This window comes from Limnohabitans sp., from assembly GCF_031539105.1.
Classification (GTDB): Bacteria; Pseudomonadota; Gammaproteobacteria; order Burkholderiales; family Burkholderiaceae_C; genus Limnohabitans.
Genome location: NZ_JAVKLM010000047.1, coordinates 1 through 19,692, shown reverse-complemented (window position 1 = coordinate 19,692; position 19,692 = coordinate 1). Strand labels below are relative to the sequence as shown.

The window sequence follows — 19,692 nt, the reverse complement described above, 5'->3', positions numbered from 1 at the left end:
CATTAGCTGATGCGGCTCACCAAGAGCTTGTCGATGCGTCGGCCATCAAGATCGACCACCTCAAAACGCCATTCACCAAAAATCACCACATCGGCCACGCCCGGCAGCTCGCCCGAAATAGCCATGACCAACCCAGCCACTGTGTTGTAAATGCCACGGTCCTCATCTGGCAGCTCTTTGATGCTCAGGCGAGATTTGAATTCGGTCACAGGCATCATGCCGTCCACCAACCAAGAACCATCGTCGCGTTGTGTAGCCCACGCTTGGTCTGTGGGCGTGGCTTGCAGTAGCTCGCCTGTGATGGCTTCGAGCAAATCGCGAGGCGTGAGCAAGCCATGCACCACACCGTATTCGTCTACGACCAACACCATGCGGCCATGGGCTGTGGCGCGCTCGGCGGGTTTGCGGAATTGCTCCAGCAAGTCCATGCCGCTCAAGGTTTCGGGCACAAAGGCCACGGGCTTGGCCAAGGCCTCCACCGTCATGTCGGTGCCGGGTGGCAAACGCAAGAGCTGAGACACGCTCACCGCACCCACCACATTGTCGAGATCGCCACGGCACACGGGGTACCACGAGTGCGCCCCGCTGGCACCCACTTGTGCCAAGGCTTGGGGGACGGGCAATTTGGAATCGAGCCACTCGATGTCTGAGCGGTGCACCATGATGGAGGTGAGCGGGCGCTCGTCGAGGTTGAACACGTTTTGCACCATCTGGTGTTCGTGTTGCTCGATCAAGCCTGCATCCACACCTTCGACCAAGCTGGCTGAAATTTCTTCTTCTGTCACCGTGCGTGCACCGTGCACATCCACGCGCAACAACTTCAACATGCCGCTGGTGCTGGCCGACAACAAATACACAAAGGGCTTAGCCAAGGTGGCCAATGCCAACATGGCAGGGGCCGCGACACGGGCCACCGACTCTGGAAACAACTGACCAATGCGCTTGGGCACCAGCTCGCCAAACAAAATGGTGCTGAAGGTGATGAGGGTCACCACAAACGCCGTGGCCAAGCCTGAAGCCAAGTTGTCAGGCACGCCTTGGGTCAATAACCAATACGAAAAGTCATCACTGAACGCGGCCTCACCCACGATGCCGTTGAGCACGCCAATGGACGTGATGCCAATTTGCACGGTCGACAAAAACTGTGTGGGCTGCTCCATCAACACCAACGCGGCATAGGCGCCACCATCGCCCGTTTCGGCCAACGCTGCCAAGCGCGCTTTGCGGCTGGACGACAAAGCCATCTCGGACATGGCGAACATGCCGTTGAGCAGCGTTAAGAAAACAATCAGTAAAACATCCATCACAATCTCCTACATGGCACTTTACTTGATTGGCGACGTGCAAGGCTGCGACGAAGCCTTGGAACGTTTGTTGACGCACATCGCGTTCTCACCCAGCCGCGACACGCTATATTTGCTGGGCGACTTAGTCAACCGCGGCCCCAGCAACGCAGGTGTGCTGCGTCGCCTCATGGGATATGGCAGCAGTGCGCAATGCCTGCTGGGCAACCACGATTTGCATTTGCTCGCTGTGTCGCAAGGCGTGCGCAAGCCCAACAAGCAAGACACCTTCCAAGACATCTTGACCGCACCCGACAGCGCCGAGTTGCTGCACTGGCTGCGTCACCAACAGATGGCCATGCAAGTGGGCCAAGTGCTGATGGTGCACGCGGGCGTGCTGCCCCAGTGGACAGCACAGCAAACCATGGCGCTGGCTGGCGAAGTAGAAGCCTTGCTGCGCAGCGACGACTGGGTGCACTTCATGCCGCAGATGTATGGCGGCATGCCCAATGTGTGGCGTGATGATCTAGAAGGCGCAGACCGTTTGCGCGTGATCGTCAACGCCCTGACCCGCTTGCGCTTTTGCGATGCACAGGGCGCGATGGATTTCAGCGTGAAAGAAAGCGCAGACAAAGCCCCCGCGCACTTGATGCCTTGGTTTGATGTGCCGGACCGACTGACGGCCAATGTGCGAATGGCCTTTGGCCATTGGTCCACCGTGCACATTGCAGACCGCCAAGACGTGATGTGCCTAGACGATGGGTGCGTGTGGGGTGGTTGCCTAAGTGCTGCGAAGCTAGAAGCCGAAGACACCTTGCTCAACATGAGCGATGCACCTGCTTGGCAGCGGGTCAGCGTGAAGTGCCCGCAGACGATGGACCCGTTGGCCTAGCCAAGCGGACTGGCCACCATGGCCCCACGCACAGCAATGCCGTGTTGAGCGTCATGCTTGGACGAATCGCCAACCAGCTGCAACTTTATGCCGCCGTCAATGGCTCCATACGCACCACGGCACGCGCTCCCACGGCACTGGCAAAACGTTGGACTGTTCGCATGGATGGCGTGCCCCTGCCACTTTCTATGCGTGCCACCACGCTTTGGGTTGTACCCATAAGTGCAGCCACATCGTCTTGCGTTAGGCCAGCTTGCGTGCGTGCTGCAATCAGTTCACGGGCCAGCTCAAACTCGGGCGCTTGCGTTTCATAGGCTTGGCGAACGGCAGGATTGGCCAGCAGTTCGGCTTTCACGTCTTTCAGGCTTTTCATGTCGATTCCTCCAAGCGTTTCAATGCGGTTTCAATGGCCCTTCGTGGTGTGGTCTGCGTCTTTTTAATAAACACATGCAACACCAGCAAAGTGCGCCCCTGCACGGCGGCGTAAACGGCACGGGCAATACCATCGCGGCCCGTCATGCGCATTTCCCACAGTTTGCTTTCTAGTGGCCGAATGTGCGGTAAGCCCACACGATGTGGCCCCAAGTCCACCAGCATTTCACCGATGTGCAAAAACCGAGCTTGCATATCGGCGGGAATGGTCTGTAATTCATGCGCCGCCAGTGGATGCAGGGTCACAGTCCACTGAGTTTCAAGTATAGCGTTTTTGCTATCTTTTGGGTTTTTCATTTAGCTCCCCTAGGTCCCGTTTAGTCCCTCTGGCAGCTTAAGGCGCCTACTTTTCAGCGAAGGCTATCACTGATTCAAATCTGTTTGTCCATCTCATGCGCTTTGCTGTAGCCCCTTCGCACCAAAAAAAAGCGCCATCGGCGCGTTTTTTTTTAAGTGGTCGACTTGAACAAAGCCGCCATCACCCGCTTGGGCTTGATGTTGGCCGACTTACGCAGTGGGTCGGGTGCGGCAGGTGCAGCTGCTTCGGCGCTGCGCACAGGCGCTTCGTAAGGCTTGTCAAAGAACGGGTCGTTCTTCACGCGCGGTGCGGGCACATAGCCCACTTCGCGGCTGCGACGGCTGTCTTGTTCGCGGGGGCGAGCATCGCGCGGGGCGTAGCCTTCACGTGGACGGCTGGAAGGCTCTGAACGCTCACCACGAGGTGCATCACTGCGAGGTTCGCGTGATTCGCCACGCGGCTCACGACGCTCACGCGAGCGGTCTTGCTCAACGGTCACGTTTTCTAGAGTGATTTTGGTCTTGAGCAATTTCTCAATGTCGCCCACCAAGCGTTGGTCGCTGCCCGACACAAAGCTGATGGCTTTGCCCAAAGCACCCGCGCGGCCTGTGCGGCCAATGCGGTGCACATAGTCTTCGGCGTTGAACGGGATGTCAAAGTTGAACACCGCTGGCACGTCTTTGATGTCCAAGCCGCGAGCAGCCACATCGGTGCAGACCAACAAATCGACTTCGCCTTTTTTGAAGCCCTCAAGGGCTTTCAGGCGTTCGTCTTGGCTCTTGTCGCCGTGCAAGGCGCTGGTGCGAAAACCATCGCGCTCGAGCGATCGGGCCAAACGGGCGCAGCCAAGTTTGCTGTTGCAAAACACAAAGGCTTGCTTCATGTCGTTGGCTTTGATGAGGTGACGCAATGCGTTGTACTTGTCGTCCACGCTCACGCTGTAGAACTGCTGCGTGATGGTGGCGGCTGTTTCATTGGGGCGCGCCACTTCGATGGTGACGGGGTTTTGCAAATAGCTGCCAGCCAAGCGCTTGATCTCGGTCGAGAACGTGGCCGAGAACAACAGTGTGGTGCGCGTCTTGGGCAAGTGGCTCAAGATGCGTTGCAGGTCTGGCAAGAAGCCAATGTCCAACATGCGGTCGGCTTCGTCGAGCACCACATATTCAACTTGGTTCAACACCACGTTCTTGGCTTCGATGTGGTCGAGCAAACGGCCGGGGGTGGCCACCAACACTTCGACGCCTTTTTTCAGCTCGATGGTTTGGGGCTTCATGTCCATGCCGCCAAACACCACCATGCTGCGCAAGTTGGTGTGCGCGGCGTATTGTTTGATTTGCTGGGCCACTTGGTCGGCCAACTCACGGGTGGGCAACAGCACCAGTGCGCGCACGGGGTGGCGTGCGGGCGAGGTGGAGCTGTTTTCGTGTTTGAGCAAACGTTGCAGCAGTGGCAGCGAGAACGCTGCGGTTTTGCCGGTGCCGGTTTGCGCGGCGCCCATCACGTCTTGGCCGGTCAGAACCACGGGGATGGCCTGGGCTTGGATGGGGGTCATGGATTCGTAGCCCATTTCGGCTACGGCACGTGCCAGCGCGGGGGCCAGCTGCAAATTGGAAAAAGAAGTCGTCATGTCTGGGGCATATTGTCGCATTGTGGGCGGCAGGCCCTCAAACCCGTGTTTTGCCGTCTTTTTTGAGCTGTGCAGCCAGCGCGCTGAGGGTTGTGTACAGCTCGCCCGCTGTTGGGCTCCAGCGCTTCACCACCTCGCCCTGAGCCTGCACCACCGCTGTATCGCCACGGGCTGCAGGGCCCGTCAACGCTTGCGCGGGGCCCATGGCCAGCACGTTGTCGACCGTGCTTTTGAGTAGCGCCTCGGTCAGCGGGCGCATCAACTCGGGTGGCACGCCTGCGCTGCGCCATGCGTCTTGGGCAATGCCTTGCAACACCACCGTGAAGTTACTGCTGAACACCGCGGCTGCGTGGTACAGCGGCTTGTCAGCACTGGCAATCTCGAAGCAACGGCCGCCAATGGCGGTGAGCGCAGTGTGCAGCCAAGCCAACGCAGGGGCCTCACCCTCTAGGCCGCAAGGCGTGCCAGCAAACTGGCGCACGCCTGTCTCAGGACTGGCGAAATTGAGCACGGGGTGTGCGCTGGCCACATGACAGCCCAAGGCTTGCAAGGGCTGCAGCTCGGCGGCGCTTGAAAAGCCACTGTTGTGAAAAACGATGGCGCCTGCCAGCTTCGCACCTTGCGCCTCGGCCAAGGCCTGCGCGGCAGCAGCCACTTGGGCATCGGGCACGCTAAGCAGCCACACGTTGGCAGTGCGCATTTGGGCCAACTCAACCATGGGATTGCCCGCTCCCACAAACTGCGCCGCTTGCTCGGCGCTGGTGAAGCTGCGCGAATACAGATCTTGCATCAGCACTTGCGTGTGCTGATGTAACAAGGCCGCGAGGGTTTGACCCACGCGGCCGCAACCGATGACGTTGAGTGTCTTCAGCAATTAAGTCTTGGGCAGCGTGACGCCCACTTGGCCTTGGTACTTGCCGCCACGGTCTTTGTAGCTGGTTTCGCACACATCGTCTTTGTCGCTCTCGAAGAACAACACTTGCGCACAGCCCTCGCCTGCGTAAATCTTGGCAGGCAACGGTGTGGTGTTGGAGAACTCCAAAGTCACGTAGCCTTCCCACTCGGGCTCAAACGGCGTGACGTTGACGATGATGCCGCAGCGCGCATACGTGCTCTTGCCCAAACACACGGTCAGCACATTGCGTGGAATGCGGAAGTACTCCATGGTGCGGGCCAGCGCAAAGCTGTTGGGCGGGATGATGCACACGTCTGACTCGATGTCCACAAAGCTTTTGGGATCAAAGTTTTTCGGGTCCACCACGGTGCTGTAGATGTTGGTGAACACCTTGAACTCGGGCGCGCAACGGATGTCATAGCCGTAGCTGCTGGTGCCGTAGCTGACGATTTTTTCGCCCGCTGCGTTTTGGCGGATTTGGCCTGGCTCGAAGGGTTCGATCATGCCGTGCTCTTGGGCCATGCGGCGGATCCATTTGTCGCTCTTGATGCTCATCGTTCAACCTTTGAATAGGATTTGTATTTTAGACACGTGTCACCTCGCGGACTTTGGGCGGTATCCGTGTCTTGAACTATCGCATACGATGATTTTTGATCCATTTAGGGAACACGATGAAACGCCGCACCCTCTTACAAGCAACGCCTTTGCTTTTCGGTTTATCAGAATCCGCGCAAGCACAAGCGCCATTTCCCAACAAACCCATTCGCTACATCGTGCCCGTCGCTGCGGGCGGCGGCTCTGACATGATTGGTCGCACCTTTTGCGAACGCTTTGGAAAAGTGCTCAACCAAACCGTGGTGGTCGACAACCAAAGTGGTGGCGGTGGCGTGATTGCCGCACAGGCCACGGCTCGCGCTGCCTCCGATGGCTACACCCTCATGCAAGGCTACGTCGCCACGCACGCCACAGCACCTGCCACACGCAAATTGGCCTACGACCCGATCAAAGACTTCACACCCATTGGCATGATTGGCAGCACGCCCAATGTGCTGGTGGTCAATGCCGCACTCCCCGTGACGGACGTGAAATCATTCATCGACTACCTGCGCAAAAACATGGGCAAAGTGTCTTATGGCTCTGCGGGCGCGGGCTCGCTCACGCACTTGACCGCTGAGTTGTTCAAAGCACAAACCAACACCTTCATGGTGCACATTCCCTACCGCGGCATTGCCCCAGCCACCACCGATTTGATTGCGGGGCAAACCCAAGCCATGTTTCCTGGCTTAGCCGCTGCGTTGCCACACATTCGCAATGGCCGCTTACGCGCCATCGCGGTCACGGGTACACAACGTCATTCGGCTCTTAAAGATGTGCCCACCATGGAAGAATCTGGCCTCAAAGGCTTTGATGCGCAGCAGTGGTACGGCGTGGTCGGCCCCGCTGGCATGCCTATCGCCGTGGTAACACAGCTGAACAACGCCATGGCACAAGTACTGGCCATGCCCGACTTGCGCGAAAAGCTCAGCGCTGAAGCCGTGGAACTGACCCCCATGACACCGGCACAATTCGGTGACTACATGAAAAAAGATTTGGCGCGCTGGACCAAGCTCGCCCACGATCGAAACATCAACTTAGACAACACTTAATTTTTAAAACTGAAACGGAAATCACATGACAGTCAACATCGCCGTTGCGGCAGACCAAAACGCCCCGGCTATCACCGCCCAACTCGCCCACTTTGTATCGCAACACCCTGCGCAAGGCTGGAGTGATGCCGTCGAACACGAAGCACATCGCACCTTTTTGAACTGGTTGGGTTGTGCCATTGGCGCGGCGAACCACGAGGCAGTCGATGCCGCCTTGGCCGCTGTGCAAATGTTGGCTCCTGCACCTCAAGCGACCTTGGCTGGCCGCACTGAGCGCGTGGACATGGCCAACGCAGCGCTCATCAACGGCATCTCGTCACACACGTTTGACTACGACGACACCCACCTCAAAACCATCATCCACCCAGCAGGCCCAGTAGCTTCTGCGGTGATGGCCTTGGCCGAGCACCAAAGTAGCTCGGGCCGCCAGGTGATTGACGCCATCGTGTTGGGCATTGACGTGGCTTGCCGCATGGGCAACTTGGTTTACCCCGAACACTACGACCGTGGCTGGCACATCACTGGCTCTACCGGCACCCTGGGCGCGGCCGCGGCTTGCGCACGTTTGCTGGGCTTGAACGAACAGCAAACCACCATGGCCTTGGGTATTGCCGCTTCGCAGCCCATTGGCTTGCGCGAACAGTTTGGCACCATGACCAAGCCTTTCCATCCAGGTGCAGCAGCACGCGCCGGCATGATGGCCGCACTCATGGCCCAACACGGATTCACCTCTAGCGCACGCTCACTCGAAGCACCGCGCGGTTGGGCCCAAGTGGTGTCGACCAAGTTCGACTGGCGCGAAGCGCAAGACGAATTGGGCCAACGCTTTGAGATCAGCTTCAACGCCTACAAGCCGTTTGCTTGCGGCATCGTGATTCACCCCAGCATCGACGCCTGCGCCCAGTTGCGCGAGCAAGGTGTGAAAGCCGAAGACGTGACCCGCATTGACTTACGCGTGCACCCGCTGGTGCTGGAACTCACAGGCAAGAAGACGCCGCAAGACGGCTTGCAAGGCAAGTTCAGTGTGTACCACGGCTGTGCGGTGGGCTTGATCTTTGGCCGTGCCGGCGAAGAAGAGTTTTCTGACCACATCGTGCGCCGTGACGATGTGGTGGCCTTGCGTGACAAGGTCAACGCTGTGGTGGATGCATCGGTGCGCGAAGAAAGCGTGTACGTGACCGCCCACTTGAAAGACGGCCGCAAAGTAGACGTGCATGTGGAACATGCCATTGGCTCATTGCAACGCCCCATGACCGACGCCATGTTGGAGCGCAAGTTCCACGATTTGGCTGACCCCATCTTGGGCGCTGAGCGCAGCAATCAAATCATCAAGGCTTGCTGGAACCTCAGCAAGGCTGCCAACTTGAAAGATTTGTTGGCGCTGCTCAAGCCTTAATCTTGCTCAGAGAACCTTTGGAAAGTTTGCTTCAACGCATGCAGCCATTGGTTCTTTTGCTGCTCCGTGGCAAAGCTGGCTTCAAAACTGTTGCTGGCCAGCACATAAGCTTGCTGTGCGTTGAGCCCCGTCGCCTCAAAGGTTTGCAAGAAGTTCTCGTTCATGTAGCCCCCAAAGTAGGCAGGGTCGTCCGAGTTGATGGTCACGCACAGGCCAGCATCTAGCAGCTGGCCAATGTTGTGGTTCTTCAAATCGGGAAACACGCAGAGCTTTTGATTGGACAACGGGCACACAGTGAGTGGCGTGCGGTCTTTGGCCAAGCGCGCCATGAGTGCTGCGTCGTGCACGGCTTGCACGCCGTGGTCGATGCGCTCGACGTGCAACACATCCAAGGCGCTCCACATATAAGCAGGTGGCCCCTCCTCGCCCGCATGGGCCACGAGGTGCAGGCCATGCGCGTGCGCCAAGGCAAATACGTTTTTGAATTTCTCAGGCGGATGGCCCACTTCGCTGGAGTCCAAACCCACGCCGATGAATTTATCTTTGAACGGCAGCGCATCATTGAAGGTTTGTAGCGCAGCCTCCTCGCTCAGGTGGCGCAAGAAGCACAAGATGAGCTGTGCGCTCACGCCTAGCTGCTCTTGCGCATCCACACACGCGCGATGTAAGCCGTTGATGACCGTGGCCATAGGCACGCCACGCTCGGTGTGGGTCTGTGGGTCAAAGAACATTTCCGTGTGCACCACGTTGTCGGCTTTGGCGCGTTGTAAATAGGCCCACGCCATGTCGTAAAAATCTTGTTCTTGCAGCAACACGCTCGCACCCGCGTAGTAAATATCGAGGAAGCTTTGCAGGTTGGTAAAGGCATAAGCCGCACGCAGCGCTTCGACATTCGCATAAGGCAGCTTGACACCATTACGCTGAGCCAGCGCAAAGATGAGCTCAGGCTCCAAAGAGCCCTCGATGTGAATGTGCAACTCAGCCTTGGGCATTTCGCGCAAGAGCTGTGGCAAACGGTGGGGGGCAACGGCGTGAACTTTGAACATGACTATCTCCTAGCAGGCTTCATGCTAGCTTGAATGATTTACAACTCAAAGCACCAGCATGGCGCGAAAGTCGTTCACATTGGTGTGCGTGGGGCCTGTCACCACCAAGTCGCCCACGGCATCGAAAAAACCGTAGGCATCGTTTCGGTCTAAGCAGTCGGTGGCTTTGACGCCTACAACTTCGGCACGAGCCAAAGTGTCGGGTGACACACGTGCACCTGCGTTGTCTTCAATGCCGTCAATGCCATCGGTGTCGGCTGCGATGGCCCACACGCCCGCCTGCGCTTGCAAGGCCAAGGCGAGGCCCAAGCAAAACTCCCCTGCTCTACCGCCTCGGCCTTTCGGTGTGCCCGGCGCTTGCTTGCGTATCGTCACCGTGGTTTCACCACCACTCAAAATGACGCAAGGCTTTTGAAACGGCCCTTTGCCATGCGCTGCGGCTCTCGCTAACGCGGCGTGTACTTTGCCCACTTCTCGCGACTCGCCTTCTAGCTCGTCGCTCAACACGTAGGCGTTCAGGCCAGCAGCACGCGCCAGTTCGGCGGCTGCGTCTAGCGACTGTTGAGGTGTGGCTATGAGGTGCACAGACTGCTTGTCCCACTCGGGGCTGGGTTTGGGCGTTTCTAACGCGCCCGCTTTCAGCGCGGCTTCAATGGCTGTGGGCACTTCTATTTTGTAGCGTTGCAAGATGGCCCATGCGTCAGCACAGGTCGTCACATCGGGCACGGTGGGACCGCTGGCAATGACCGAGGGGTCGTCGCCCGGCACATCGCTGATGGTGAGCGTCACTACCTGCGCGGGCGCACACGCAGCAGCCAAGCGACCACCTTTGATGCGCGACAGGTGCTTGCGCACACAGTTCATCTCGCCAATGCCGGCGCCACTGTTGAGCAAATCTTTGTTGATGCGCTGCTTATATTCCAGCGTCAAGCCGTCAGCAGGCAGGGTGAGCAAGGCCGAGCCACCGCCTGAAATCAAAAATAACACCAAGTCGTCAGCGGTCAGCCCTTGGGTCAGTTGCAAGATGCGCTCGGCAGCGGCGAGGCCCGCTGCGTCAGGCACAGGGTGCGATGCCTCGACCACCTCAATGCGCTCTGGCACACCCGCAGGACGCGGTGGCGTGTGGTCGTAGCGTGTGACCACGAGTCCAGACAAAGGTTTGTCCGCCGGCCACAGCGCCTCGACTGCTTGCGCCATGGCACCACCCGCTTTGCCTGCGCCCAGCACCACGGTGCGACCTTTGGGCGGGGTTGGCAAGTAGGCGGCGGTGTTGTGCAGGGGCAAGGCCCGCAGCACCGCTGCGTCGTAAAGCTGGCGTAAAAAAACCTGAGGCTGCGCAGTCACAGCCTCAGGGTTTTGAAAATTGATCAAAGACGAATTAGACAGAGTTCACTCACTTTTTTCCTAGCCCTAATCGCGCAGCACCTTCGGTGTAAAGCTGGGTGCGCTCTTTCATGAAAGCATCCATTTGCTCCACACCCACATTGACCAGCTCAAAGCCGTTCTTTGCTGCGAGTTCTTTCATTTCAGGGTCGTTGTTGAGGTTGGCCCACAGATCAGACAAACGCTTCTTCTGTTCGGGCGTGGCAGATTTTGGCACGCCAATGCCACGATATGCGCCGTCCACCCAGTTCACACCCAACTCTTTGAAAGTAGGCACTTCGGGCATCAGCGGATGGCGCTGCTCCATCGCCACAGCCAAGGGACGCACACGCGCTTTGTTGGTAATCGCAAATGGCACGTAAGTAATGGCACCGTCCACTTGGCTGCCCAACACGGCGGTGGTCATGTCGCCTGTGCCTTTGAAGGGGATGTAGATCGTCTTCACATTAAAGGCCGCATTCAGGCGCTCGTGTGCTGCGTGGTTGGCTGAATTCAAACCCGAGCCACCCAGCGACATCTTGCCTGGCTCTTTCTTCGCCGCTGTCAAGAATTCTGCAAAGGTCTTGATGGGACTGGCCACGGGCACCACCAAGATGTCGGGTGTGTAGTGGAACCAATACACGGGTGTGACGTCAGCCGTCTTGTATTGCACCTGACCTTCAATGGGCTGAAACACAATGTGCGGTAAGTTGATGCCCACCACGTTGACGCCGTCGGCAGGCAAGGTGTTCATCTGCGTCCACATCAGCGCACCGCCGGCACCGGCCTTGTACTGCACCACGGTTTCAATGGCCGCACATTTTTTCTTCAGCACCATTTGTTGGTGACGCGCCGACAAATCGGACTCACCGCCAGGCGGAAAGGCCTGCCAATACTGCACATTTTTATCTGGGCAAGGCTGAGCAAAAGCGGCAGCTGTGAACAATGCTGAAGCAGCTGCCAAGACTTGCACAAATGATTTGAAACGCATGGGTTTGTCTCCTGTTTTGAATTATTTAAGCCATCAAGGCGCAGACCGCTTGCGTCACTTGCGCGGTGGTGGCTTTGCCACCCAAGTCGCCCGTGTGCAACGCGGGGTTGGCTGTGACTTGCTCGATGGCATGCATCAGTTTGTGCGCAGCGGCATGCTCGCCTAAATGCTCCAGAAGCATGACACAACTCCAAAAAGTTCCTACAGGGTTTGCCAACCCCTTGCCCATGATGTCGAAGGCCGAACCATGGATGGGCTCGAACATGCTGGGGTAGCGGCGCTCGGGGTCGATGTTGCCGGTGGGCGCAATGCCCAAGCTGCCCGCCAGTGCGGCGGCCAAGTCGCTCAAAATGTCGGCGTGCAAATTGGTAGCCACGATGGTGTCTAGCGTGGCGGGCCGGTTGACCATGCGAGCCGTGGCAGCATCGACCAGTTCTTTGTCCCACGTCACATCGGGGAACTCTTTGCTGATCTCCACCGCAATCTCATCCCACATCACCATCGCATGGCGCTGCGCGTTGGATTTGGTGACCACGGTCAACAGCTTGCGCGGGCGTGATTGCGCCAGCTTGAAGGCGTAGCGCATGATGCGCTCCACACCCGCACGGGTCATCATCGACACATCGGTGGCCACTTCAATCGGGTGACCTTGGTGGGCACGGCCACCCACGCCTGAGTATTCGCCCTCTGAGTTTTCGCGCACGATGACCCAATCAAGGTCTTTGGGTGCGCAGCGCTTCAGTGGTGCGTCAATGCCGGGCAAGATGCGCGTGGGACGCACGTTGGCATATTGGTCAAAGCCTTGGCAAATTTTCAGACGCAAGCCCCACAGGGTGATGTGGTCTGGAATGTATGGATCGCCTGCTGAGCCAAACAAAATGGCATCCATATGACGCAGGGCGTCAAGCCCATCCTTGGGCATCATCTCGCCGTGGGCGCGGTACCAGTCCCCGCCCCAGCCAAAGCTGGTGAACTCGAATTTGAATTCATGGCTTGCTGACGCCAATGCTTGCAGCACTTGCTGGCCAGCAGGCACTACCTCTTTGCCAATGCCGTCTCCGGGGATGCACGCGATGTTGTAGGTCTTCATGGGCTCTCTTTCAAAAAGTTCTGAGCCACTTTAAGCGTTTAAAGCGAAGACGCAAGCCCACCGAGTTAAAGTGGCGACAGTGGCCTAGCGTCTCGTAAGAGGATCATTCAAGTCAGCCAAGCTTTCAGTGAAGCTGACACTTTTTCAGCAGAAATTCCATATCGATCATGCAGAGTGGGCAATGCGCCTGCGTCTAAAAATTCATCGGGCAAACCCAACATGCGGAACTTGGAAGGTGCAGCACCTTCGCGCAACAACAAGCCAGCCACTGCTTCACCCAAGCCGCCAATCACCGAGTGGTTCTCGGCCACGACAACCAAACGCCCAGGCTTGCGCACTTCGGCTAACAGTGTGGCTTCGTCGAGCGGTTTGATGGTCGGGCAATGCAACACTGCTACGTTGATATTGTCGGCTTCGAGTTGCTTAGCTACTTCAAGTGTGCGCATGGTCATGAAGCCGCTAGAAATCACCAGCACATCGGCTCCGTCGCGCAGCAATTTGGCTTTACCCAACTCAAACTTGTAGTTGTATTCGTCTAGCACCAACGGCACGTTGCCACGCAACAGACGCATGTAAACGGGGCCTTGATGCGCTGCGATTTGTGGAACAGCCTGCTCGATGTCCAGCGCATCACAAGGGTCCACCACAGTCAGGCCGGGAATGGCGCGCATCATGGCCAAGTCTTCGGTAGCTTGGTGGCTCGGGCCATAGCCAGTAGTGAGGCCCGGCAAGGCGCAGCAAATCTTCACGTTCAAGTTTTCTTCGGCAATCACTTGATGGATGAAATCATAGGCACGGCGTGTGCCAAACACGGCATAAGTTGTGGCGAATGGCACCAAACCTGTTTTAGCCATGCCACCTGCAGCACCCATGAGCAACTGCTCGGCCATGCCCATTTGAAAGAAACGCTCGGGATAGGCCTGCGCAAACAAATGCAAGTCGGTGTACTTGGCGAGGTCGGCGGTCATGCCCACCACTTCGGGATGGCTTGCGGCATATTCGACCAAGGCTTTGCCAAAGGGCGCTGCTTTTACGCGTTGGCCTTCGCTCGCGATAGAAGCGATCATGGCTGAGGTGGTCAGCCGAGGTTTTTTTTCAGTTATAGCGTTCATGTCTATTCCTTTAAGGACGGTTGGCGTCCAGCACTTCCAAAGCTTGTTGCCACTCAGGTGGGTCAACGCGAATGAAGTGGTTTTTCTCACGTGTCTCTAAGAATGGCACGCCTTTACCCATCAAGGTGTCACACAAAATCACACGCGGCTTGGCATCGAGCAAAGCACGTGCGGTATCGAACGCATGCAGTACGGCGGGCAAGTGATTGCCATCGACGCGCTGCACATGCCAGCCGAACGATGCCCACTTATCAGCCAAAGGTTCAAAGCCCATGACCTTAGTCGAAGGGCCATCGGCTTGTTGGTTATTGATGTCCACCATGCAAATCAAATTACCTAAGCCGTGGTGCGCCGCAGACATGGCGGCCTCCCAAGTAGAACCTTCGTCGAGTTCACCATCCGACATAGAGTTGTAAACAAAAGCAGAGTTGCCTTGGTGGCGCAAACCCAGCGCCATACCAACTGCAATGGGCAAACCTTGACCGAGCGAGCCGCCCGACATTTCCATGCCGGGTGTGTACGTTGCCATGCCTGACATGGGCAAGCGGCTGTCGTCGCTGCCATAGGTTTCAAGCTCAGACTCTGGAATGATGCCGGCCTCGATCATGGCTGCATACGCTGCAATCGCGTAGTGGCCATGCGACAGAAGAAATCGGTCACGCCCTTCCCACTCAGGCTCATTAGGACGAAAGCTCATCGCATGGCCATAAGCCACCGCCAGCACGTCTGCATAGCCCAAGGCTTGGCCCACATAGCCTTGGCCTTGCACTTCGCCCATACGCAAGGCATAGCGACGAATGCGATAAGCGCAGCTGGCAATTTCTTGAAGGGTACTCATAGTGTGTATCAGTTATGGAAGTCAAATCAGCGCAGGGTCAGCCAAGGTAAGTAGGCAAAACCAAGCAGCAGCGTGATGGCCACGGCATAAAAAGGAATCAGTTCCACCACCACATCACCTATGCGCACTTTGGCGATGGTGCTGGTGATGAACAGCGTGGTGCCAATCGGCGGGTGATACAAACCAATCGACAAGTTCACAATCATCATGATGCCGAGTTGAATCGTGTCCATGCCCACCGCAGAAGCCAATGGCACAAACATGGGCGTGAGTAACAAAACGGCGGCTGGCAAATCAATGAACATGCCCGTGGCCAACATGATCAGGTTCATCGCCAAGATGATGAGCCAAGGCTCTTGCAAAGTTTCTTTGGCGTACAGCGTGAAAGCGGCTGGCAACTGCTCGTAAGTGACGATCCAACCTACCACGCTCGACGCCATGATTATCAGCAGTACCACCCCAGTTGAGACGCCTGCTTCGACAGCCGCCGACTTGAGCTTATGGAGGTTCAAGTCGCGATACACCAAACCCGACACCACCAATGCATAAAGCGTGGACATCACACTCACCTCGGTAGGCGTCGCAATGCCAAAGCGCAAGAAGATGATGATCAGTACAGGCATGGCCAACGCTGGGCCTGCATGCAAGAGCTGATGCATGAAGGCACCCCACTCGAACGGTGTGGTGTCACGCGGGAAGTTGCGACGACGCCCCTGGACATAGCAAACGAGCATAAAGCCGCCGCACATCAAGAGACCTGGCAAGATGCCGGCAACAAACAAAGCACCAATCGACGCGCCAGACACAAGCGCATACACGATCATGGGAATGGAAGGTGGAATCAAGATGTCAATCGTGGCGGCAGCAGCCAAGGTACCTGCCGCAAAGGGTGCGGGATAACCCAGCTTTTTAAGCCAAGGAATTAACATAGAACCAATAGCAGATGCATCTGCAACAGCTGAGCCTGACACACCACCAAAGATGGTGGACGACAACACGCCCACTTGTGCAGGACCGCCGTGTACGCGACCGATCATCATTGTCAGCAAGCTAACCAAACTTTGACCTAACTTGCCGCTGACCATCAGCGCGCCGGTCATCATGAAAAAGGGAATCGCAATCAGCGGGAAGCTTTGCGTTTGCGTGAGCATCTGCTCCACGGCCAAGTGCACAGGTACTCGATCAATAATTAGCAAGCCGGCCACAGACGCCAGCACCAGCGAATGTGCGATGGGAATCGACAGAAGCGCCGCGACAATGAATAAACCAATGATGAGAGTGGTCATGCATCTGCTCCAATTTCGTTATGTTCTTCACCGCGCCACACTTGTGGCAAGCGACATAGCGTCACGATGGCCAGCATCACAAAGCCAAGCAGCAAACTCCCCACGCTCACAGAGCCAGGGACTTGCATGATGGGAGAGCGCTCATCTGCAGCAATTTCAAACACAGGCAAAGCTGAGTAAGCCAAACCAAGATATAAACCAGCCACCACGAGCGATGCGCCTGTGAGCAGCCATCGACGTACAGCGCCAAGCTTTTGAGTCAACATGACAATCGCAATGTGCGAACCATGCTGTGCAGCGATGACCACGCCAGACATGATCATCCAAGGAAACATCAGTTCAGGAAGTTCTGAAGCCCAGGATAAGCTGCTACCAGCGGCATAGCGCAAGCAGACATTCACACTCAGGATGAAAAATACGACAGATAAGGTGATGTACAGCACAAGGTGACACCACCAAGAAATGACCGTGTCCACCGCTTTGAAAAAAGGATTCATGGCAAGACCTTGTGGACCCGCTGACTCAGCGGGTCCGGTTTAAAAACAAATCAGCGAGCAGCTTGCACCACACGGGTCACAAACTCACCGATCGGGCCAGTTGTCCACTTGGTGTAAACCGGTGCGCAAGCATCCATGAAGGCTTTGCGATCGATGGTGTCAATCTGCACGCCTTTGCCTTTGAGGTCAGCAACCAGCTTGTCGTCGACTTCTTTGTTCAACCGGCGTTGGAGTTGTGTAGCTTCAGAGGCAGCTTCGGTCACCACTTTTTGATCAGCTTGTGTCATGCGGTCCCACGTGCGCTTGCTCATCAAGAAGGGGGTTGACTCGTACTTGTGACCAGACAACGAGATGTACTTTTGGACTTCATACAGCTTGGCTGATGAAATATTGGTCAATGGGTTTTCTTGACCATCCACCACACCTTGTTGCAAAGCCACATAGAGTTCAGAGAACTTGATTTGCTGTGCATCTGCACCCATCGATTGCATGATGTCCACAGTCACCGCATCTGGTGGCGTGCGCATCTTCAAACCCTTCATGTCAGCCGGCGACTTGATCGGACGCTTGCTGTTTGACATTTGACGAATACCGTTATCCCACAAGCCCAACAACACCATACCTTTGGCCGCAGCTTTGTCACCCAACTCTTTGCCAATTGGGCCGTCCATCAAGGACCAGGCTTTTTGCACATCTGCAAACAAGAAAGGCATGCCCAACGCAGCAAACTCTGGCACGGTGGATGAAACTGCGCCTTGGCTGTTGGCAGAAAAGTCCAAAGTGCCTGAGCGTAAGGCTGTGACCATTGCAGCGTCATCACCCAACTGGGCTGAGTGCGCGACTTGAATTTCTACGCGACCATTGGTTTTAGCTTTGACTGTTTCGGCAAATTTGACAGATGCAATATGACGTGGATTATCAGGCGGGTTGCCGTGTGCCAAGGTGAGCTTGACGGTTTGTGAAGATGCAAAACCAGTGACGGCAAGCAATGCAGTTGCCAGCAAGGTACGGCGAATGAGGGAAGTGGTTTTCATGGGTTTGTCTCCTATGGTTTTAATGAAAGGGTCTATGCCCGTGGGTCAGTGAATCAACATGCCACCGTTCACGTCCAACGTGACTCCGGTGCAGTACTTCGACAAGCTGCTGGCAAGAAAAACCACGCAACCTGCCACATCGTTTGGCTCGCCAATATGGCCAAGTGGAATACCGTCCAAAATAGCTTGGCGCTTGTCTTCTGGAATCTTGCCTTTGTTGATGTCCGTGGCAATCAGGCCAGGCGTGACGCAATTGACGCGAATGTTGTTACCTCCATATTCACGCGCCATCGCTCGAGCTAAGCCGAGCACACCCGCCTTGGCCGCTGAGTAGTGAGGACCACCCAAAATGCCACCACCACGTTGAGCAGACACAGATGAGATGCACACGATCGAGCCGCTGTTTTGCGCAATCATCAAAGGCAACACAGCTTGTGATGCATAGAGCGTGCCGCGCAAGCTCACATCCAAGATGCGGTCGTAGTCTGCGCCTGTGATATCCAAGAACTTCACAGGTTGTGTGATGCCTGCGTTGTTGACCAACACATCAATGCGACCGAACTTGGCTTTGATCTGCGCGACAGCAGCTTCACAAGATGCCTTGTCCGTCACGTTGGCTACCAAACCCAAATGCTCAGCACCCAGCTTGGCGGCAGCCGCTTGTGGGTTGGCCACTTCCAAATCAAGGATGACCACCTTAGCGCCCTGCTCTGCCATCATGCGTGCGGTAGCAAAGCCCAAACCGTTTAAACCTGCACCGCCTGTCACGACGGCAACTTTGTCCTTAAGTAGCATGCATGTCTCCTTTTTTGATTGCACTGCGTTGATCGAATGGCGCGATTGTTTGACAAGCAAGCACTTGAACGCAAACGATATAAACTCACCAACAATTCAATTTCATTCATGTTGCATCGCAACAATTGAACAGATTTCACGTCATGATTCCCCCACTCGCTGCCCTGCAAGCCTTTGAAACCATTGCCCGTCGCAAAAGCTTTGCACTTGCCGCCGAGGAGCTGCACCTGACGCCCTCTGCCGTCAGCCACCAAGTGGCAAAGCTCGAAGGCCTGCTACACGTGCGCTTGTTTGAACGCTCGGCCCGTGGTGTGGAAATGACGCCCGCTGGTCAGCAATATCTGCAACGCGTAGCCAGCGCGTTAGGCGCCATCAACACAGCCACCGAGGACTTGCGCCACGGCGTACAGGACACGCTGTATGTGCACAGCAGCCCTAGCTTTGCCAGCCTATGGCTCATGCCGCGCATTGCGCGTTTTACCGAGCTTCACCCCAACATCTCGCTGGTGTTGTCGGCCTCGCATGTGCATTCAGACTTTCAACTCGGGCAAATGGACATCGACATTCGCTATGGCATGCCCAACTGGCCCAACTTAGAAGTGGAGTCAATCTTCAGCGAGCGCATCATGCCCCTGGCCAGCCCGGAGTTCATCCGCACTCACGCCCTTCACGAACCTGAAGACTTGTTGCGTGTGCCACTCATCCAGTCCAGCGTTAATTTAGTGCAATGGCCTGATTGGTTTGCACGCTTTTACGCCAGCGAACGTCCCGAGCGCATGGGCCTTCGCTTTGATCGCGCGATGATGAGCTTGGATGCGGCGGTGCAAAAACTGGGCGTGGCGCTGGAAAGCGCTAGCGTGGGCCAAACCTTGATTGACAGCGGCAAGCTTCAACCCATTTTTGGCGACAAGCTGAGCCTTGAGGTGCAAGCGCATTTCATGGTTTACCCAGCACGACATGCGTGCCGGCCTGAAGTGAAGAGTTTTGTTGAATGGCTCAGAAAAGAAGCGGTCCCTTAAGCCAAACAAAAGGTGGCGGATTCAAGGACGAAGTGCAACAAAGATGAACTGGTTATAGGTGGCTGAGGATGCGAGAGCATCATGGCCGCTTTAACCGCCAAGTCGAAGTTGCCCAATGTACAAGCACCTCAGCCGAGAAGAACGATACCAAAT

The 19,692-nt window shown here is 56.4% G+C and carries 20 protein-coding genes; 4 read left to right on the top strand and 16 right to left on the bottom strand.

All coding sequences use genetic code 11. The features are described 5' to 3' along the window. Positions 1-2: 2 nt before the first annotated feature. Positions 3-1,304 (bottom strand): hemolysin family protein, encoded by a 1,302-nt coding sequence (locus RMR24_RS12870; protein ID WP_310615482.1) that lies wholly within the window; start codon positions 1,302-1,304, stop codon positions 3-5. A 13-nt stretch (positions 1,305-1,317) separates the two neighbouring features. Between RMR24_RS12870 and RMR24_RS12865 the strand changes: the two genes are divergently transcribed. Continuing rightward, on the top strand, positions 1,318-2,175 hold the full coding sequence (locus RMR24_RS12865) for a symmetrical bis(5'-nucleosyl)-tetraphosphatase (RefSeq protein ID WP_310615481.1): 858 nt from the start codon (positions 1,318-1,320) through the stop codon (positions 2,173-2,175). Between the two features lie 85 nt (positions 2,176-2,260). Here RMR24_RS12865 and RMR24_RS12860 read toward each other — a convergent pair whose 3' ends face one another. The 5 genes from RMR24_RS12860 to dcd form a co-directional block, all read right to left on the bottom strand. Then, positions 2,261-2,548 (bottom strand): helix-turn-helix transcriptional regulator, encoded by a 288-nt coding sequence (locus RMR24_RS12860; RefSeq protein WP_310615480.1) that lies wholly within the window; start codon positions 2,546-2,548, stop codon positions 2,261-2,263. Further along, positions 2,545-2,904 (bottom strand): type II toxin-antitoxin system RelE/ParE family toxin, encoded by a 360-nt coding sequence (locus RMR24_RS12855; protein WP_310615479.1) that lies wholly within the window; start codon positions 2,902-2,904, stop codon positions 2,545-2,547. The genes RMR24_RS12860 and RMR24_RS12855 overlap by 4 nt, the downstream gene beginning before the upstream one ends. Positions 2,905-3,056: 152 nt before the next feature. Next, positions 3,057-4,532: a DEAD/DEAH box helicase gene (locus RMR24_RS12850; protein WP_310615478.1), complete on the bottom strand. Its 1,476-nt coding sequence runs from the start codon at positions 4,530-4,532 to the stop codon at positions 3,057-3,059. 37 nt (positions 4,533-4,569) lie between these two features. Then, on the bottom strand, positions 4,570-5,406 hold the full coding sequence (locus RMR24_RS12845) for a DUF2520 domain-containing protein (RefSeq protein ID WP_310615477.1): 837 nt from the start codon (positions 5,404-5,406) through the stop codon (positions 4,570-4,572). After that, the gene (gene dcd / locus RMR24_RS12840) at positions 5,407-5,982 is read right to left on the bottom strand and encodes a dCTP deaminase (RefSeq protein WP_100132599.1); all 576 of its coding nucleotides are present in this window, start codon (positions 5,980-5,982) and stop codon (positions 5,407-5,409) included. It abuts the gene before it with no gap. Between the two features lie 116 nt (positions 5,983-6,098). Here dcd and RMR24_RS12835 point away from each other — a divergent pair, with 116 nt between their 5' ends. Together RMR24_RS12835 and RMR24_RS12830 are read left to right on the top strand one after the other, a co-directional pair. After that, entirely contained in the window at positions 6,099-7,073 is a 975-nt protein-coding gene (locus RMR24_RS12835; protein WP_310615476.1) for a tripartite tricarboxylate transporter substrate binding protein, read from the top strand. Between the two features lie 25 nt (positions 7,074-7,098). Then, on the top strand, positions 7,099-8,469 hold the full coding sequence (locus RMR24_RS12830; protein WP_310615475.1) for an MmgE/PrpD family protein: 1,371 nt from the start codon (positions 7,099-7,101) through the stop codon (positions 8,467-8,469). Here the strand turns inward: RMR24_RS12830 and RMR24_RS12825 are convergent. From RMR24_RS12825 to RMR24_RS12780, 10 genes are all read right to left on the bottom strand, one after another. Continuing rightward, on the bottom strand, positions 8,466-9,515 hold the full coding sequence (locus RMR24_RS12825) for an adenosine deaminase (protein WP_310615474.1): 1,050 nt from the start codon (positions 9,513-9,515) through the stop codon (positions 8,466-8,468). The two genes, RMR24_RS12830 and RMR24_RS12825, sit on opposite strands and share 4 nt — an antisense overlap. A 45-nt stretch (positions 9,516-9,560) precedes the next feature. Then, complete coding sequence (locus RMR24_RS12820; RefSeq protein ID WP_310615473.1) at positions 9,561-10,886, bottom strand: glycerate kinase; 1,326 nt, start codon at positions 10,884-10,886, stop codon at positions 9,561-9,563. 22 nt (positions 10,887-10,908) lie between these two features. Further along, entirely contained in the window at positions 10,909-11,868 is a 960-nt protein-coding gene (locus RMR24_RS12815; protein ID WP_310615472.1) for a tripartite tricarboxylate transporter substrate binding protein, read from the bottom strand. Between the two features lie 25 nt (positions 11,869-11,893). Next, positions 11,894-12,958, bottom strand: coding sequence for a tartrate dehydrogenase (locus tag RMR24_RS12810; RefSeq protein WP_310615471.1), 1,065 nt, complete (start codon positions 12,956-12,958; stop codon positions 11,894-11,896). A 107-nt stretch (positions 12,959-13,065) separates the two neighbouring features. Then, positions 13,066-14,070: a transketolase family protein gene (locus RMR24_RS12805; RefSeq protein WP_310615470.1), complete on the bottom strand. Its 1,005-nt coding sequence runs from the start codon at positions 14,068-14,070 to the stop codon at positions 13,066-13,068. Between the two features lie 10 nt (positions 14,071-14,080). Beyond that, complete coding sequence (locus RMR24_RS12800) at positions 14,081-14,908, bottom strand: transketolase (RefSeq protein WP_310615469.1); 828 nt, start codon at positions 14,906-14,908, stop codon at positions 14,081-14,083. A gap of 26 nt (positions 14,909-14,934) precedes the next feature. Next, complete coding sequence (locus RMR24_RS12795; RefSeq protein ID WP_310615468.1) at positions 14,935-16,194, bottom strand: TRAP transporter large permease; 1,260 nt, start codon at positions 16,192-16,194, stop codon at positions 14,935-14,937. Further along, positions 16,191-16,691, bottom strand: a complete 501-nt coding sequence (locus RMR24_RS12790; RefSeq protein ID WP_310615467.1) for a TRAP transporter small permease subunit — start codon at positions 16,689-16,691, stop codon at positions 16,191-16,193. Before RMR24_RS12790 ends, RMR24_RS12795 begins: the two co-directional genes overlap by 4 nt. A 50-nt stretch (positions 16,692-16,741) precedes the next feature. After that, positions 16,742-17,725: a TRAP transporter substrate-binding protein gene (locus RMR24_RS12785; RefSeq protein ID WP_310615466.1), complete on the bottom strand. Its 984-nt coding sequence runs from the start codon at positions 17,723-17,725 to the stop codon at positions 16,742-16,744. 45 nt (positions 17,726-17,770) lie between these two features. Beyond that, the gene (locus tag RMR24_RS12780) at positions 17,771-18,520 is read right to left on the bottom strand and encodes an SDR family NAD(P)-dependent oxidoreductase (RefSeq protein ID WP_310615465.1); all 750 of its coding nucleotides are present in this window, start codon (positions 18,518-18,520) and stop codon (positions 17,771-17,773) included. Positions 18,521-18,663: 143 nt separating this feature from the next. Here RMR24_RS12780 and RMR24_RS12775 point away from each other — a divergent pair, with 143 nt between their 5' ends. Beyond that, positions 18,664-19,539, top strand: a complete 876-nt coding sequence (locus RMR24_RS12775; RefSeq protein ID WP_310615464.1) for a LysR substrate-binding domain-containing protein — start codon at positions 18,664-18,666, stop codon at positions 19,537-19,539. Positions 19,540-19,692 lie beyond the last annotated feature (153 nt).

What these genes read in the sequence shown, in the direction of transcription:
- RMR24_RS12825 (WP_310615474.1), bottom strand. Translation starts at nt 9,515, where the DNA reads ATGTTCAAAGTTCACGCCGTTGCCCCCCACCGTTTGCCACAGCTCTTG.
- dcd (WP_100132599.1), bottom strand. Translation starts at nt 5,982, where the DNA reads ATGAGCATCAAGAGCGACAAATGGATCCGCCGCATGGCCCAAGAGCAC.
- RMR24_RS12865 (WP_310615481.1), top strand. Translation starts at nt 1,318, where the DNA reads ATGGCACTTTACTTGATTGGCGACGTGCAAGGCTGCGACGAAGCCTTG.
- RMR24_RS12780 (WP_310615465.1), bottom strand. Translation starts at nt 18,520, where the DNA reads ATGCTACTTAAGGACAAAGTTGCCGTCGTGACAGGCGGTGCAGGTTTA.
- RMR24_RS12830 (WP_310615475.1), top strand. Translation starts at nt 7,099, where the DNA reads ATGACAGTCAACATCGCCGTTGCGGCAGACCAAAACGCCCCGGCTATC.
- RMR24_RS12850 (WP_310615478.1), bottom strand. Translation starts at nt 4,532, where the DNA reads ATGACGACTTCTTTTTCCAATTTGCAGCTGGCCCCCGCGCTGGCACGT.
- RMR24_RS12870 (WP_310615482.1), bottom strand. Translation starts at nt 1,304, where the DNA reads ATGGATGTTTTACTGATTGTTTTCTTAACGCTGCTCAACGGCATGTTC.
- RMR24_RS12790 (WP_310615467.1), bottom strand. Translation starts at nt 16,691, where the DNA reads ATGAATCCTTTTTTCAAAGCGGTGGACACGGTCATTTCTTGGTGGTGT.
- RMR24_RS12855 (WP_310615479.1), bottom strand. Translation starts at nt 2,904, where the DNA reads ATGAAAAACCCAAAAGATAGCAAAAACGCTATACTTGAAACTCAGTGG.
- RMR24_RS12835 (WP_310615476.1), top strand. Translation starts at nt 6,099, where the DNA reads ATGAAACGCCGCACCCTCTTACAAGCAACGCCTTTGCTTTTCGGTTTA.
- RMR24_RS12805 (WP_310615470.1), bottom strand. Translation starts at nt 14,070, where the DNA reads ATGAACGCTATAACTGAAAAAAAACCTCGGCTGACCACCTCAGCCATG.
- RMR24_RS12815 (WP_310615472.1), bottom strand. Translation starts at nt 11,868, where the DNA reads ATGCGTTTCAAATCATTTGTGCAAGTCTTGGCAGCTGCTTCAGCATTG.
- RMR24_RS12795 (WP_310615468.1), bottom strand. Translation starts at nt 16,194, where the DNA reads ATGACCACTCTCATCATTGGTTTATTCATTGTCGCGGCGCTTCTGTCG.
- RMR24_RS12810 (WP_310615471.1), bottom strand. Translation starts at nt 12,958, where the DNA reads ATGAAGACCTACAACATCGCGTGCATCCCCGGAGACGGCATTGGCAAA.
- RMR24_RS12775 (WP_310615464.1), top strand. Translation starts at nt 18,664, where the DNA reads ATGATTCCCCCACTCGCTGCCCTGCAAGCCTTTGAAACCATTGCCCGT.
- RMR24_RS12800 (WP_310615469.1), bottom strand. Translation starts at nt 14,908, where the DNA reads ATGAGTACCCTTCAAGAAATTGCCAGCTGCGCTTATCGCATTCGTCGC.
- RMR24_RS12860 (WP_310615480.1), bottom strand. Translation starts at nt 2,548, where the DNA reads ATGAAAAGCCTGAAAGACGTGAAAGCCGAACTGCTGGCCAATCCTGCC.
- RMR24_RS12785 (WP_310615466.1), bottom strand. Translation starts at nt 17,725, where the DNA reads ATGAAAACCACTTCCCTCATTCGCCGTACCTTGCTGGCAACTGCATTG.